12 protein-coding genes are annotated in these 13,160 nt (G+C 69.9%); 8 read left to right on the forward strand and 4 right to left on the reverse strand.

The window, feature by feature from the left end; translation table 11 throughout:
* Positions 1-1,146: an RNA polymerase sigma factor gene (locus tag ACH4U8_RS27525; protein ID WP_395781015.1), complete on the forward strand. Its 1,146-nt coding sequence runs from the start codon at positions 1-3 to the stop codon at positions 1,144-1,146.
* Positions 1,147-1,188: 42 nt separating this feature from the next.
* On the opposite strand, the gene ACH4U8_RS27530 is transcribed toward ACH4U8_RS27525, so the two are convergent.
* The gene (locus tag ACH4U8_RS27530) at positions 1,189-2,118 is read right to left on the reverse strand and encodes a helix-turn-helix domain-containing protein (RefSeq protein WP_395780851.1); all 930 of its coding nucleotides are present in this window, start codon (positions 2,116-2,118) and stop codon (positions 1,189-1,191) included.
* 246 nt (positions 2,119-2,364) lie between these two features.
* Between ACH4U8_RS27530 and ACH4U8_RS27535 the strand changes: the two genes are divergently transcribed.
* Together ACH4U8_RS27535 and ACH4U8_RS27540 are read left to right on the forward strand one after the other, a co-directional pair.
* Positions 2,365-2,925, forward strand: a complete 561-nt coding sequence (locus ACH4U8_RS27535) for a dihydrofolate reductase family protein (RefSeq protein WP_379989862.1) — start codon at positions 2,365-2,367, stop codon at positions 2,923-2,925.
* Between the two features lie 177 nt (positions 2,926-3,102).
* Complete coding sequence (locus tag ACH4U8_RS27540; RefSeq protein ID WP_395780853.1) at positions 3,103-3,732, forward strand: hypothetical protein; 630 nt, start codon at positions 3,103-3,105, stop codon at positions 3,730-3,732.
* Positions 3,733-4,171: 439 nt separating this feature from the next.
* Here the strand turns inward: ACH4U8_RS27540 and ACH4U8_RS27545 are convergent, their stop codons facing one another.
* The gene (locus ACH4U8_RS27545; RefSeq protein WP_395780855.1) at positions 4,172-5,155 is read right to left on the reverse strand and encodes a glutamate ABC transporter substrate-binding protein; all 984 of its coding nucleotides are present in this window, start codon (positions 5,153-5,155) and stop codon (positions 4,172-4,174) included.
* Between the two features lie 1,373 nt (positions 5,156-6,528).
* Here ACH4U8_RS27545 and ACH4U8_RS27550 point away from each other — a divergent pair.
* The gene (locus ACH4U8_RS27550) at positions 6,529-6,879 is read left to right on the forward strand and encodes a hypothetical protein (RefSeq protein ID WP_395780857.1); all 351 of its coding nucleotides are present in this window, start codon (positions 6,529-6,531) and stop codon (positions 6,877-6,879) included.
* A 553-nt stretch (positions 6,880-7,432) separates the two neighbouring features.
* On the opposite strand, the gene ACH4U8_RS27555 is transcribed toward ACH4U8_RS27550, so the two are convergent.
* Positions 7,433-8,347 carry an MBL fold metallo-hydrolase gene (locus ACH4U8_RS27555; RefSeq protein WP_360322768.1) on the reverse strand — a complete coding sequence of 305 codons (915 nt, stop codon included), beginning with the start codon at positions 8,345-8,347 and terminating at the stop codon, positions 7,433-7,435.
* A 798-nt stretch (positions 8,348-9,145) separates the two neighbouring features.
* On the opposite strand from ACH4U8_RS27555, the gene ACH4U8_RS27560 reads away from it, so the two are divergent.
* The 3 genes from ACH4U8_RS27560 (at position 9,146) to ACH4U8_RS27570 (ending at position 11,332) form a co-directional block, all read left to right on the forward strand.
* The gene (locus ACH4U8_RS27560) at positions 9,146-9,856 is read left to right on the forward strand and encodes a DUF4232 domain-containing protein (RefSeq protein ID WP_395780859.1); all 711 of its coding nucleotides are present in this window, start codon (positions 9,146-9,148) and stop codon (positions 9,854-9,856) included.
* Between the two features lie 109 nt (positions 9,857-9,965).
* A complete protein-coding gene (locus ACH4U8_RS27565) occupies positions 9,966-10,574 on the forward strand; it encodes a TetR family transcriptional regulator (protein ID WP_360322771.1) in 609 nt (202 codons plus the stop codon).
* Between the two features lie 134 nt (positions 10,575-10,708).
* Positions 10,709-11,332, forward strand: a complete 624-nt coding sequence (locus ACH4U8_RS27570; protein ID WP_395780861.1) for a histidine phosphatase family protein — start codon at positions 10,709-10,711, stop codon at positions 11,330-11,332.
* Between the two features lie 114 nt (positions 11,333-11,446).
* Here ACH4U8_RS27570 and ACH4U8_RS27575 read toward each other — a convergent pair whose 3' ends face one another.
* Positions 11,447-12,430, reverse strand: coding sequence for a GlxA family transcriptional regulator (locus ACH4U8_RS27575; RefSeq protein WP_395780863.1), 984 nt, complete (start codon positions 12,428-12,430; stop codon positions 11,447-11,449).
* A 70-nt stretch (positions 12,431-12,500) separates the two neighbouring features.
* Between ACH4U8_RS27575 and ACH4U8_RS27580 the strand changes: the two genes are divergently transcribed.
* Positions 12,501-13,151: an HD domain-containing protein gene (locus ACH4U8_RS27580; protein WP_395780865.1), complete on the forward strand. Its 651-nt coding sequence runs from the start codon at positions 12,501-12,503 to the stop codon at positions 13,149-13,151.
* Positions 13,152-13,160: the final 9 nt, after the last annotated feature.

Here is a 13,160-nt window from a genome sequence, read left to right on the forward strand (position 1 = left end):
GTGAACGAGGCCCTGCTTCGGAGCCTCACCCCGAAGGTGCTCGGGATCCTCGTCCGCCGCGGAGCCGACTTCGCGGCGGCCGAGGATGCCGTACAGGACGCGCTGATCGAGGCGATCCGCTTGTGGCCGGCCGACCCGCCCCGGGACCCCAAGGGCTGGCTGGTCACCGTGGCCTGGCGCAAGTTCCTCGACGCGACCCGGGCGGATGCCGCGCGCCGTCGGCGGGAGGACCTCGTCGACGAGGAACCGGCACCCGGACCCGCACCTGTGCAGGACGACACGCTCCAGCTCTACTTCCTGTGCGCCCACCCATCGTTGACGCCGTCCTCCGCGGTCGCGCTCACGCTGCGCGCCGTCGGCGGGTTGACCACCCGCCAGATCGCCCAGGCGTACCTGGTGCCCGAGGCCACCATGGCGCAGCGCATCAGCCGGGCCAAGCGCACCGTTTCCGGCGTACGGTTCGAGCAACCCGGCGACGTCGCCACCGTGTTGCGCGTCCTGTACCTGGTCTTCAACGAGGGCTACTCCGGCGATGTCGACCTCGTCGCCGAGTCGATCCGGCTCACCCGGCAGCTCGCGGCCATGATCGATCACCCCGAGGTGGCGGGGCTGCTCGCCCTGATGCTGCTCCACCACGCCCGGCGGGCCTCCCGTACCGCGCCCGACGGCAGCCTGGTGCCCCTCGCCGAGCAGGACCGCGGCCTTTGGGACACCGCGGCGATCGCCAAGGGCATCGGGATCCTCCAGGCGGCCCTGGCCCGGGACCGGCTGGGCGAGTTCCAGGCCCAGGCCGCCATCGCGGCACTGCACGCCGACGCGCCCACCGCCGAGGAGACCGACTGGGTGCAGATCGTCGAGTGGTACGACGAGCTGGCCCGCCTCACCGACAGCCCGATCGTCCGGCTCAACCGTGCGGTGGCCGTCGGTGAGGCCGACGGGGCGCGCGCCGGGCTGGCGGCGCTCGCGGATCTGGACGACGCGCTGCCCCGGTACACCGCGGTGGCGGCGTACCTGCACGAGCGCGACGGCGATCCGACGACGGCGGCACGGTTGTACGCGGAGGCGGCCGGGAAGGCGTCCAACCTTGCGGAGCGGGACTACCTGACCCGTCGGGCCGCGCGGATCAATGCCGGGCGGGGGCGCTGACCGGTCCTCGGCGAGTGCCCCGGCCCGGCGTTTCGCCCCGGGTCAGGACGTGGTCGGTTCCACCGGGATCCACAGGGCCGCGTGCGCCTGGGTACCGTTCTCGTCCTCGAAGGGGCGGACCCGGAGGATCTCCGGGCCGGGGCGGCTTCGGTACGGGTTGGCGGGGAACCACTCGGTGAAGATGTCGCGCCACAGGTATTGGAGTGCCTGTGGGTAGGGGCCGGTGTTCTCGAAGACCGCCCATGTGCCGGGTGGGACGGCGAGTGTGTCGAGGTCGTGGGTGTCGTGGTGGTCGTCGCTGTTGTTGCGGTCGTTGCGGTCTTCTCGGTTGTCGTTCGGGATCCGAGTGCTCGTCACGACGCCGTGCCAGTAGTCGAGTTCGGTTCCTTCGGCGCGACCGGGGTCGAGGTCGTCGGTGACCGCGACGATCCCGTCCGGGTCCTGGTCGGACAGGGTCTTGATCCGGTCGGTCGTCTCCCGGTCGATGCCCTGTACGAAGGCGGCGATCGCCGGGTTCACGCCCTCGTGGACGAGCGGGACCCGGGCCTTTTTGCCGACCACGTGGAACGCGTTCTTGTGCACGATTCGATATCGCATGCTGCTGCTCCCCTCGATGACGAGTCGGAAGGACATCCGCGGCTGTGAGCTGAGCACCGCACCGGTACGCCGGGCCTCGCCGGGCCCCACGCCGTGCATGGCGCGGAACGCCCTGGCGAACGCCTCACCCGAGGAGTAGCCGTGGCGTACGGCGACTTCCAGCAGGGTGCGCTCGTCGGCCAGCACCTCGGCAGCGGCCAGGGTTAGCCGTCGGCGTCGGATGTACTCCGACAGCGGCATCCCGGCCAACGCGGAGAATACGCGGCGGAGGTGGTACTCCGACGTCATGGCGATCCGCGCCAATTCGGCTGCGTCGATCTCGTGGTCGAGATGCGACTCGATGTGGTCGAGGGCTCGGTTCAACTGCTCCAGCACTTGTGGACTCTCCTTCTTCCTTCCTTTCCTTGCACCGCCACGTTAGGAAGCGTGTGGTGGGGCGGACCCGACATCCTGTGCCCGGTTCGGTCGGGTGGCAGACGACCGGCGGGGGCTTTCGGTTGGCATGGGTCGTGTCGAGGATGGGGATCTGCGCCTGGGAACGAGCGATCGTGACATGGAAGCGCGCCGGGTCCCGTGTCGAGCCCCGGTCCGAGACGAGTTCGACGACGAGGTACGTACGCGATGCGAAAGATCATCTACTCCCTGCAGGTGTCCCTCGACGGCTTCATGGAGGGGCCGAATCGGGAGATCGATTGGCATCTGGTCGACGACGAGCTGCACCAGTATTTCAACGACTGGTTGCGCACGATGGGCGGCTTTTTGACCGGTCGGGTCACTCATGAGCTGATGGCGGACTTCTGGCCGACGGCGGACGCGGACCCGGCGAATGCCGGGCCGATGGCGGAATTCGCGGGCATCTGGCGGGACATGCCGAAGATCGTGTACTCCCGGACGCTGGAGCGGGCCGACTGGAACACCACGATCAAGCGGGAGGTGGTGGCCGAGGAGATCTCGGCGCTCAAGGCGGAGCCGGGTGGTGACCTGGTGGTGGGCGGCCCGGATCTGGCGGATACGTTTCGGCGGATGGGTCTGATCGACGAGTACGCGGTCCATGTGCATCCGGTGTTGATCGGGCGTGGCAGGCCGATGTTCCGGCTGATGGATGGGATTACGGATCTTCGGCTGGTCGAGAATCGGACTTTCGGGAATGGGGTCGTCCGGTTGGTCTATCGGGTGCGGTGAGGGGTGGTGGTGGGCCGCTGTGCACCGGAGTTCGGAGTTCGGGGTTCGGGCGTGCGGCTCGGGGCTCGGGGTTCGGGGTTTGCGGCTTGGCTTGGGCCTTGGTGCACCGGTCTGCTCGATCGTCTGCCTCCGATGGCTTGGGAGGGTGATCCGGGCCCGGAAGTAGGCTCTCGATGCATGACGTCGGATCCGCCCGCTGTTGCGGAGTCTCGCGACCGGGGCCCGTACTGCGAGACCGGTGTCGAGGAGGCCGACGACGACGCGCTGATCGGGAAGCTCCGTGCCCGGGCATGGGATCCCGCGCTGCGCTTCGACATGGCGCACATGGTCGAGATCTATGCGGATGTTCCCTGCGGGCCGTTGTTCCCGCCGATTTCGCCCGCCGAGGTCGAACTCGCCGAGAGCCGAATCGGGCGCCGCCTGCCCGGGTTGCTTCGGCGCGTCTACACCGAGGTCGCCGACGGTGGCTTCGGGCCCGAGTCGGGCCTCGCGTCTCTGACCGACGGCAATCGCACACCGAGCGATCCGGGCGACTGGCCCTCCGCAGTCCGCGCCCACGAACGCGGACGTGAGCGAGGCATGCCGGCGTCATGGCTGCATCTGACCTCGGGCGGCTGCTCGATGGAGTGGTACGTCTCGTTGCTCGCCGTCGACAACCCGGTGCTGCTCTACGACTCCGGCGGGCCGCATCCCACCTGGGACGGATGTCCCCACGACGGCCTGCGCCATGCGACCACATCACTGCGGCGCTGGTTGTCGACGTGGGCCGACGGCGGCAACGTCCGGGACGACGCGCTCGGCCGATGAGGGTCGACTTTCGATCCGGTGGTGTTGCGTGCCCGCCGATACGGGCGGCGTGACGCAGTCGTTCGTGGTCACGGGTCGACTCCGGAGGAAGAACTGCCGCCGCTATGCCGGGTGTTGCGCACCGGGCGCCGGTGTCGCCTTGACGGGCAGGTCAGCGTCTTGTTCCGGTCCCAGCCACCGACAAGCCGACGGGATGCTGCCGGAACCTGCGACGCTGCGTGAGTCTCCCGAACAGGCCGTCGAATACTGCTACTTCACGGGATGTTGCCGATCGGGGCCGCCGTCGACGAACCACCGGTAGGGGCTTCACGCAACGGCATTGAGGGGTGGGGGCGTTCGTGACTTGTTCAGTGGACGGCGAGTGGGTGAAGTGCTCCGAGGTGGTGCGTGCCGGGTGGGAGTGGGAGATGGGATCGGTTGGGGTGGCCTGCATGGCCATTCAGTCCGAGTAGCGCGCGGGTGGCGGGGCCGCGTTCGGGTCGGAGAGGTTCGTGGCGAGCCACTTTCGGTAGGAGACCATCCACGGGCCGGCCGTGCCGCCTGCGCGGTAGTCCTCCAGGATCCCGTTGACTCGGCGGACGAGGTCGGTGTCGTTCGGATTCATCGCGACCCCGTACAGCGTCTCGTCGAGGCGTGGCTCCAGAACGCTGATCATCGGATCCTGCGCGGCCAGTCCCGCGGCGAGCGAACCGTGTGTGAGGATCGCGTCGGTCTGCCCCTCCTGTAGGCGCACCAGGCAGTCGAGATGGTTGTCGGCCAGGTCGACGATCGCGCCGAGGTTCGCCTGTGCCAGTACGTCCACGGCCGTGGTGCCGGCGCCCACGCACACCCGCCGCCCGCGCAGCCCCGCGTCGAAGGCCCGCACGGGCGACCCCTTGGGCACCACGAGTTGCTGGCCGCTGCGGAAGTAGACGGTGGAGAAGGCCACTTCGGCCTTGCGTTGGCACGTGATGGTCATCGTCCGCACCATCACGTCGACGTCTTTGGCCAGGATTCGCGCGACTCGCTGGTCGGGGGACATGGTCACGAACTTGACCCGGGCGCCCGGGCCCAGGATCCCGCGCGCGATCGCCCACACGATGTCGATGTCGAACCCGACGATCTCACCCGTTGCCGGGTCCGCGGACCCCCACAGATAACTGTTGAGGTCGACGCCCGCGACCAGAAAACCGCGCCGGCGGATCCCTGCGATCGCCGGCCCCTCGACGTCCGACGGCCGCAGACTGGCCCACGGATCGCACCCGCCCGGCGCGGCCGACGGCGTGGCGGGCGATGTGATGGGCGATGTCGCAGCAGGCGCTCCGGCAACCACCGTGGGCGCCGGGCGGTGCGTGGGCGGGGAACCACCGCACCCGGCGGCCATCCCCATGAGCACGACCACGAGCAGACACCGGGCGATCAGCTTCACCGGCCGTACGCGCATCGTCCGCCACGTCCTCTCCTTACGGTGCCCGCCGGACGTGCCGGCGCGCACGGTCCGCGCACGGCCCAGGACTCGATCGGCGCCATCGTTGCATCCCGACGGGGGGCACGTGTGGGCATCTCCCTACGCCACTTTCTGTGCCACTGGCACTACGCTACCTGCTCGGCAAAATGCCGCTGTGGCGTGCCGCCGGGGCGGGCACTCGGCGAGCGGTACGGCGTGCGCCCGTCTTCTGCGGCGACCAGGACACCGGTCTCGGCCTCGCGTCCGCCAAAGTGGTCGTCGGGCGTATCGAATGGTTGCCGGCTGGGAAGTACTCGGCGTGTCCTTGCCCTGCGGTCGGTGCTGATGCGCGCGGTTGGATGAAGCTCTTTGTTTGGCAAGGGAGTTGCAGAAGTCGTGGAATCTGTGCCGGAACCGTTCGTACGTCGCCGTAGGTGTGGGGGAGTGACCGCCGGTGGAGCCGGCTCAAGGTTGTCCCGTGACTCGCGAGGTGAGGTTGCCGCATCGGCCGAGGGGAAACCGCCGGCGGCGCGGCCGATTCCTGCGGTAGGAGTGGGGACATGGCAAGAAGTGCCCACCACATGGGCCGCAACGCCGTCCGCTCCGGGCAGGCGGATTCACGTTCCTGGAGGTCGTGGCGGGCGGTCGTGGTGCGCGATCTCCGCTATAGCGCCGTGCGGTTGCGCTCGGCTGCGCTGGAAGGGCGGCGCCCGATGCCGCAAGAGGTACAGCGGTCCGTTGCCGTGTACTCCTTTGCCCGCAGTGATACGCGCGGAGGGTCGGTGGCCGCCATCGCCTACGTCGAGGAGCGACGCGCTCGTCAGGTGACACGACGTCGGCTGTACCTGCTTCGAGCCGGACTGGTGTCGGACATGGAAATCGAACCGGGGCGCCACCGGCACAGCGCTTGTTGGCTTGCCTGAAGGTTGTCGCGCTGTGTGTGCAGGGAGCCGCAAGGGACGGTCTTGACCTTGCGGCACAGTCGGAAGGCCCGCGGCAACCAGTGCCGGCTGGAGGCAGCAGGCGATTGCCGGCACGCCGGCGCCGGAAACGAGCACGGCGTGGCCTTGCCCGGGGGCGGTCGGACCGCCGTACACAGCAACTCCGGCACGAACAGCCCCACTTACGGCCGGACGAGGCAACACGAACGCCGGCATGCAGCGAGATCTCAACCCAAGGCACACCAAGACATCCTTGGGCTGCGGCTGTCGAGCCGAGGGTGGATCGGCTTGTTGTGCCCAGTCCGAGGACGCGGGTCGGTTTGTCTGGTAGTTCTGGGAAGTGGGCTCCGGGGGCGGTTCGTTGGGCAGGTCGTGGCTGTGGCTGTGGCTGTGGTGGTTCGGGGGTGGGGTGTGTCGCAGGTGTGGAAGATGGCGGTTGTGGTGGTCGGGGTGGTGGTGATCGTCTCGACGCCGTTGTTGTGGTTGTTGGACGGTCCGGATGCGGGGCAGTTGGTGGGGGCGTCGGTTCAGGGGGCGACGGGGGTGGGTGCGTTGGTGTGGGCGCTGTTCCGGCCGCAGCCGACTCCCGTTCCGGCTCCGACGAACGAGGAGGCCGTCGATACCGGCAGTGCCCGTGCGACGGGCGGCGGTGAGGCCCGGACGGGTATCCGGGGCCCCGCGGGTCCCGGCGGCGGGTCGGCGCGGGCGGAACGTACCGGTGATGCGGTTGCCGATGGTCCCGGCAGCAGTGCCGACACCGGGATCGACCGCCGTCCCTGACCGGGCACGCCACGATCGGGCGCCGGGGCATCGGGGAAGGCGAGGTGGCCACCGTGCGATGGCGCCGACGCGGGCGCGGGTTCGGTGCACATCGATGGATCCGGGCCCGCCATCGCGTTGGCACTCCGCGCCGTTGCGATCACCGGCAACGTCACCAACCTGAACGTCCGAGCCGCGCCCGTCCCGGGGCCGGTGGAGTGGCCGCTTCAGCGCGACCCCGTACCGGCGTCGGCCTCGGCGTTCCAGGACCGTACCGGGTTGCGGGAGCGGATCGATCGGGCCCGGGCCGATCACGCGACGGTGGTGCTGTCCGGGGGCGGGATGGGCAAGTCGCAGCTCGCCGCCGCCTACGCCCACCGGGCCCGCGCGGGGGGCGTGGACCTATCCTCGGGCGGCCCGAAGCAGACACATCCGGTCCCGGAGCGATGCCCACCACGATGGCGAGTGGGCATCGCTCAACCCCGTTCACCCGACAACCATGGCTACCTGTCGGGGCCGGCCGCTCGCGCGCTGCTCACGCGTCGGCGTCGATCGAAGTGTGGCCGAAGTGCGGTCAGTAGTCCCAGACGGCCGGTACGAAACGGAAGGCGTTGCCGTCGACCGCCACGTTGCAGACGGACGGGAACGGCAGGTGACTGGCCACCAGCAGCTCGCCGTTCGCGGCCAGCTCCGTCAGGAGACGGATCCGGACGCGGGTCGATTCCTCGGGGTCGTGGTCGAAGCCGTTCTGCCAGTCGGGGTGGTCGGACCCGCACTGGAACACGGCATCGCCGGCGAACGTCAGCCGGTCGCCGCCGGACTCCAGTCGGACGATGCTGTGGCCGGGGGTGTGACCGCCGGTGCGACGGACGATGACGCCCGGCGCCACCTCGTACTCCTTTTCGAACGGCTGCAACCGGCCGCGGAACACGTCCAGGAACCGCGAGGCGGTCGTTCGAAGCACGTCCGGCACCGGTGCGGGCATGACGGTTCGGGAGAAGTCGGGTGTTGCCCAGAACTCGGCTTCGGCCGCTGCCAGGTGGATCTTCAGGTCCGGGCGCAGCCGGCCCCTCAGCCCGTCGACGAGCAGCCCGCCGATGTGGTCCATGTGCAAGTGGGTGAGCACCACATCGGTCACGGAGGCGGGATCGATCCCGGCGGCGTCCAGTCGCATGGCCAACTGCCCGGCTCGCGGGAAGCCCGGGAACTCCGTCCCCAGCCCGGAATCGATCAGGACGGTCCGGCCGCCGCTGCGCACCACGGCCACATTCAGCGGCCAGTTGATCACCTGCGGCGGCAGGAACATGTCACCGAGCCAGCCCTCCAGGTCGGCCGTGGCGGCGTTGGTGGCCAACGTTACGGGGGCGATCGGCAGCACCCCGTCGCTGATCACCGTCACGTCGATGTCGCCGACCTTCAGCGCGTAGCGCGACGGAACCAATTCGTCCAACCCCGGTGCGTCGGGGCGTGCGATGTCGACCTGGCTCATGTTGTTCTCCTCTGGAAGAGCGTCAACCGAAGACCTCGACGGCGCGACGGGTCACACCGTTCGGTCACCCCCTATGACCGGGCAGTAGCCCGGTCTGTGACAGCACTGCCGTTGCGAGACACCGCGACCCGACCGGCTCGGTGCCGAAGATTCCGGTGTGGAGCGAGGGGATCTTCGGGACGGCCGGTGGAAGCCGCTTCGGGGCCGCTGTTACCTGGCATGGTGGCGGGCCGACTGTCGTCGTGTCGGTGGGAGTCGGGCGGTGGCATCCGTTGGTGGGCGGGAACCGGCGGGCAAGGGAGGGGATTTCCGGCGGAGTGCGGGCCGTGAGGGACGCTCCGGGAAGTGCCGGCAATGTAACGGCGCGTACGGGGCGGCACCGATCCGCTGTGCGCGCCGGCATGTCGCCAGGGGTCCGGTGTGACGGGCAGAACCGAAAGGGGCGCCGGGCAGCGGCCGTTCCGAGCCCGGTGGCCATGGGTCCGGCCCCGGTCGCGTGAGGGCCGGCTCATGGTGATCCACCGCGCCGGTGAGCGGGCACAGCGACTGTTGCCCTGTTGATACGGCCGGACAAAAGTCGGTCCAGTGCGCCGAGTTGCGCCGGTCATAAGGGTCCGAAAAGGGCGTATCGAGCAGGTCTCGTTTCCTTACGTGACCATGTAACCGGTCTGCGACAGCGATGTCGTGGAACGACGACGCCCCTGGCCGCTCGCTTCACGGCCTCGCCATAGTGATCACGCAAGCACCGAGGAGCCGGAACCGATTCGGCTTCAACTGTCGGAGACCAAGGGGAATTTCATGTTCGGCAACCGTCGCAAGGCCGTTCTCGTTTCCGCAGCCCTCGTTGTCGGCGCCTCGTTGATGACGGCGTGTCAGGGCTCGGACTCGGACTCGGACGCCGCGAAGGGAGCTCCGGCGGTGCAGGGTTCCTCGCCCGTCACCTCGGCCGGCAACGCGGCCACCCCGCCCGGCTCGCCGACCACGGGGGGCAGCCAGGGCGGCGGGAAGTCCTCCGCCGGACAGACCTCCGGCTCCGGCGGGCAGGCCGCGACCGGTACGACCGGCGGGGGCGGCTCCGCCGACGGCGGCAAGACCGCCAAGTGCCGCACCGACGACCTGAAGATCACCGCGATCGACGGCACCATCGGTGGCGACCGTGACAAGACCGTCGCGGTGACGTTCAAGAACAACGGCCGGGACTGCGCGATGACCGGGTACGCGGGCGTCGACCTGAAGACCAGCGCGGGGCCGCTGTCCGCGAAGCGCACCGGCGAGGAGGCCCCCTCGATCGTCCTCAAGAGCGGGACGTCGGTGTCCTTCGGCATCAACTACCCGGCCAATGAGTCGGGTGGCTCCGGCGTCGGCATCACCGGTCTCCAGGTGACCCCGCCCGGTGAGACGAAGACGGTCACCCTCCAGTGGCCGGGCGCCGCCACGCTGCCCGTCACGGACGGCGCCGGCTCCCCGGTGAAGGTCGGCCCGATCGGCAGCGCCGGCCAGGGCGGCTGACCCTCGGTACGACGGCAGCCCAGGCGTCATCACGCGGCCGGCGCCGGAGCTTCATGAAGTACTCTGCCTGAAGTAGTCTGGACGGAGTACTGCACATGGAGCGGTGACAATGGTGAGGCGAAACGACCAGCGGCGTGCCGCGCTCGTCGATGCGGCGATCGAGGTGCTGGCCAGGGAAGGTGCACGGGGACTGACCTTCCGGGCGGTGGACAACGAGGCCGCCGTGCCCGTCGGGACCGTGTCCAACTACTTCGTGAGCCGTGACGATCTGCTCACCCAAGCCGGCGCCCGCGTCTATGAGCGCCTCCAGCCCGACGAAGCCCTGATCGCCCGCCAACGGGCGGCCGGCCGCGACCGGGAAACCTACGCGGTGCTGATGCGTGAACTCGTCGGCCGTGTCGCCGCCTTCCGCACCGGCTACCTCGCGCTTCTCGAACTGCGCCTGGAGGCCACCCGTCGCCCCGAACTGCGCAGGGTGCTCACCGAGCGGGTCCGGGCCGACGTCGACGCCAACATCGAGTACCACGAAGCCTCCGGCCTCCCCGGCGACACCATGGCCGTCAAGCTGCTGATGCTGACCCTCAACTGGCTGATCGTCGAGCAGCTCACCCTCCCGGACGTCTTCACCGAGGCCGAGCGGGAAGAACTGGTCACCGCAGCGGTCGAGCGCATCGTGATCGAGCACCCCCACCAGGACCGGCCGGACCGGGCCTCCTGAGGGGAACGCGCCACAGCCACCGCGCTACAGCCACCACTGCGCACGGTCGTCGCAAGCGCCCGGCCGGCGAGTCGTCGCGCGGCGACAGCACTCGTCGATGCGGCCGGGTCCCCATGGACACGGAGGAGCGTGTGATGACCGGTGTGGCGACCCGATACCTCTACCTGGTTCGGCACGGCGAGGCGTTGCCGGACGAGAGTGGGTTGACCGAGGGTGGGTGTCGGCAGGCCGTGCTCTTGGGGGAGCGCCTTCGGCGCATTCCCTTGGCTGTCGTTCACCACGGTCCGTTGGCACGGGCCGAGCAGACTGCCCGCCTGATCGGTGGGCACCTCCCGAACGTGCCGCTGCATGCCTCGGAAGTTGCCGGTGACTTCGTGCCGTACGTGCCGGGACGGGAAGAGCTCCCGGCGAAGGCCGCCGACTCCTGCCTCCGCTTTCTCGCCGATACCACCGACGAGGAACGGGAGCACGGGTTCGCGCTGGGCCGTCGGGCGTTGGATCTGTTCACCGGGCCGGTGGCCGGCGCGGTGGATCGGCACGAACTGGTCGTCACGCACAACTTCCTGATCGCCTGGCTGGTCCGGGATGCCATGCACGCGCCGAAGTGGCGTTGGATCGGCCTCGACCACGGCAACGCCGCACTCACGGTCGTCCGCTACGCGCCCGGTCGGCCCGCTTCCGTCCTCATGGCCAACGACATGCGTCACCTGCCGCCCGAACTGCGCTGGACGGGCTTCGCCCCCGAGCTGCACATCTGAAAGCGTCCACATCCGAAAGTGCCGCACCCGGGCCGATGCCCGGTCGTGGGCGGAGGACGGCACCCGGGTGAAGTACCGCGTGCCGTCCGGCGGCTGGATCGAGATCGGCAACATTCACCGTCGGTCGGTGGTGACCCGGCTTCCGGACTCGTGGGTGCGGAAGGTGGCGCGGTAGGTGGTGGGTGGGACGCCGAGGTGGCGTTTGAACAGGGTGCGCAGGTTCACCGCGGTGCCCAGGCCGGAGCGGCGGGCCACGAACTCGACCGACTCGTCGGTGGATTCGAGGATTTCCCGGGCCCGGTCGAGGCGGGCCGTGAGCAACCACTGCATGGGAGGTTGCCCGGTCTCCTCGTGGAACCGTCGAATGAGCGTGCGGCGGGACAGGCCCGCCCGGCGGGCCAGGGTGTCGACGGTCAGCGGTTCGTCGAGCCGGCCCAGGGCCCAGGCACGTAGGCCGTCGAGCGGCCCACTCGGCCGGGGCAGGGCGGGGCGCTGGATGAACTGGGCCTGGCCGCCGCTGCGATGCGGTGCCGCGACCAGCTCTCGGGCCCGCCGGTTCGCGGCGGCGGCGCCGAAGTCGCGGCGGACGATGTGCAGGCACAGGTCGATGCCTGCGGCCACGCCGGCCGAGGTGAGGATGTCGCCCTCGTCGACGTAGAGCATGTGCGGTTCCACGGTCACCGCCGGGTAGTCCCGGGCCAGCGCGGCGGCGAACTCCCAATGGGTGGTCGCGCGCAGACCGTCGAGCAGACCGGCGGCCGCGAGTACGAAGGCCCCGGTGCAGATGGACACCATCCGGCTGCCGCGGCGCGAGGCCGCGGCCACGGCGTCGCACACCCGCCGCGAGGGCGGTCCGGACCCGGCCTGGCCGGGCACGACGATGGTGTCGGCATGGGCGAGTGCTTCCAGGCCGTGCTCGACGAGCAGTGCGGCGCCGCCGTGCACCGGCACGGGGCCGGGCGTCTCGGTGCACACCGTCGTGGCGTACGGGCCGTCCTGCCAGCTACCGAAGACCTGGAGCGGAATGCCGAAGTCCAGGGCGAGCACGTCCGGCAGTGCGAGCACGGCGACGTGGTGCGGGCGGGGCGAAGCAGACATGGCACAAACCTATCGAGTGATGGCGTTCGTGCCACTGTCGAAAGGCCGGCGGGCTTTCTACGGTGGCGCCATGACGACAGCGATTCCGCACCCGCATCCCGACCTTCCGACCACGTCGACGGCCGTTCGCGCCATCGAGTACGTGCATGCCTGCGAGAGCGAGTCGGTGGCCAACCACAGTGTCCGCAGCTATCTCTTCGCGGCTCTGTTCGCCGAGCACGAGGGGCTGCGTCCGCAGGTGGACTTCGATCCGGAACTGCTGTTCCTCGCCTGCGTCCTGCACGATCTCGGCACCTCGCCCGGCGCGCCCGGGAAGCAGCGGTTCGAGGTCGAAGGGGCCGACCTGGCGGCCGAGTTCCTGAGCGGACACGGGGTCGCCGCCGCGCACGTGGACTCGGTGTGGGAGGCGATCGCGCTGCACACCTCGGCCGGCATCGCCGAGCGCCGGGGCGTCCTCACCCACCTGACCAGGCGGGGTATCGGCCTGGACTTCGGACGCGACGCCGAGTTCGTCACCGATGCGCAGGGGCAGGCCATCCACGCGCGATACCCGCGGCTGCGGATGGCCGCCACGTTGACCGACGAGATCGTCCGCCATGCCGAGCGCGGAGCCGGGAACGCCCCGCGCTACACCCTTGCCGGGGAACTGGTCCGCGAACGCCGGGAGACGGGGCTGACCGACATGGAGCGGCAGGCGGCGGCGGCCCGGTGGGGCGAGTGACCGGTCCCG

Source organism: Embleya sp. NPDC020886, from assembly GCF_044333915.1.
Lineage (GTDB): Bacteria > Actinomycetota > Actinomycetes > Streptomycetales > Streptomycetaceae > Embleya.

Bases quoted from the DNA above. Each gene is read 5' to 3' on its own strand.
- ACH4U8_RS27535 (WP_379989862.1), top strand. From the start codon at position 2,365: ATGCGAAAGATCATCTACTCCCTGCAGGTGTCCCTCGACGGCTTCATG.
- ACH4U8_RS27540 (WP_395780853.1), top strand. From the start codon at position 3,103: ATGACGTCGGATCCGCCCGCTGTTGCGGAGTCTCGCGACCGGGGCCCG.
- ACH4U8_RS27545 (WP_395780855.1), bottom strand. From the start codon at position 5,155: ATGCGCGTACGGCCGGTGAAGCTGATCGCCCGGTGTCTGCTCGTGGTC.
- ACH4U8_RS27550 (WP_395780857.1), top strand. From the start codon at position 6,529: ATGGCGGTTGTGGTGGTCGGGGTGGTGGTGATCGTCTCGACGCCGTTG.
- ACH4U8_RS27555 (WP_360322768.1), bottom strand. From the start codon at position 8,347: ATGAGCCAGGTCGACATCGCACGCCCCGACGCACCGGGGTTGGACGAA.
- ACH4U8_RS27560 (WP_395780859.1), top strand. From the start codon at position 9,146: ATGTTCGGCAACCGTCGCAAGGCCGTTCTCGTTTCCGCAGCCCTCGTT.
- ACH4U8_RS27565 (WP_360322771.1), top strand. From the start codon at position 9,966: ATGGTGAGGCGAAACGACCAGCGGCGTGCCGCGCTCGTCGATGCGGCG.
- ACH4U8_RS27570 (WP_395780861.1), top strand. From the start codon at position 10,709: ATGACCGGTGTGGCGACCCGATACCTCTACCTGGTTCGGCACGGCGAG.
- ACH4U8_RS27575 (WP_395780863.1), bottom strand. From the start codon at position 12,430: ATGTCTGCTTCGCCCCGCCCGCACCACGTCGCCGTGCTCGCACTGCCG.
- ACH4U8_RS27580 (WP_395780865.1), top strand. From the start codon at position 12,501: ATGACGACAGCGATTCCGCACCCGCATCCCGACCTTCCGACCACGTCG.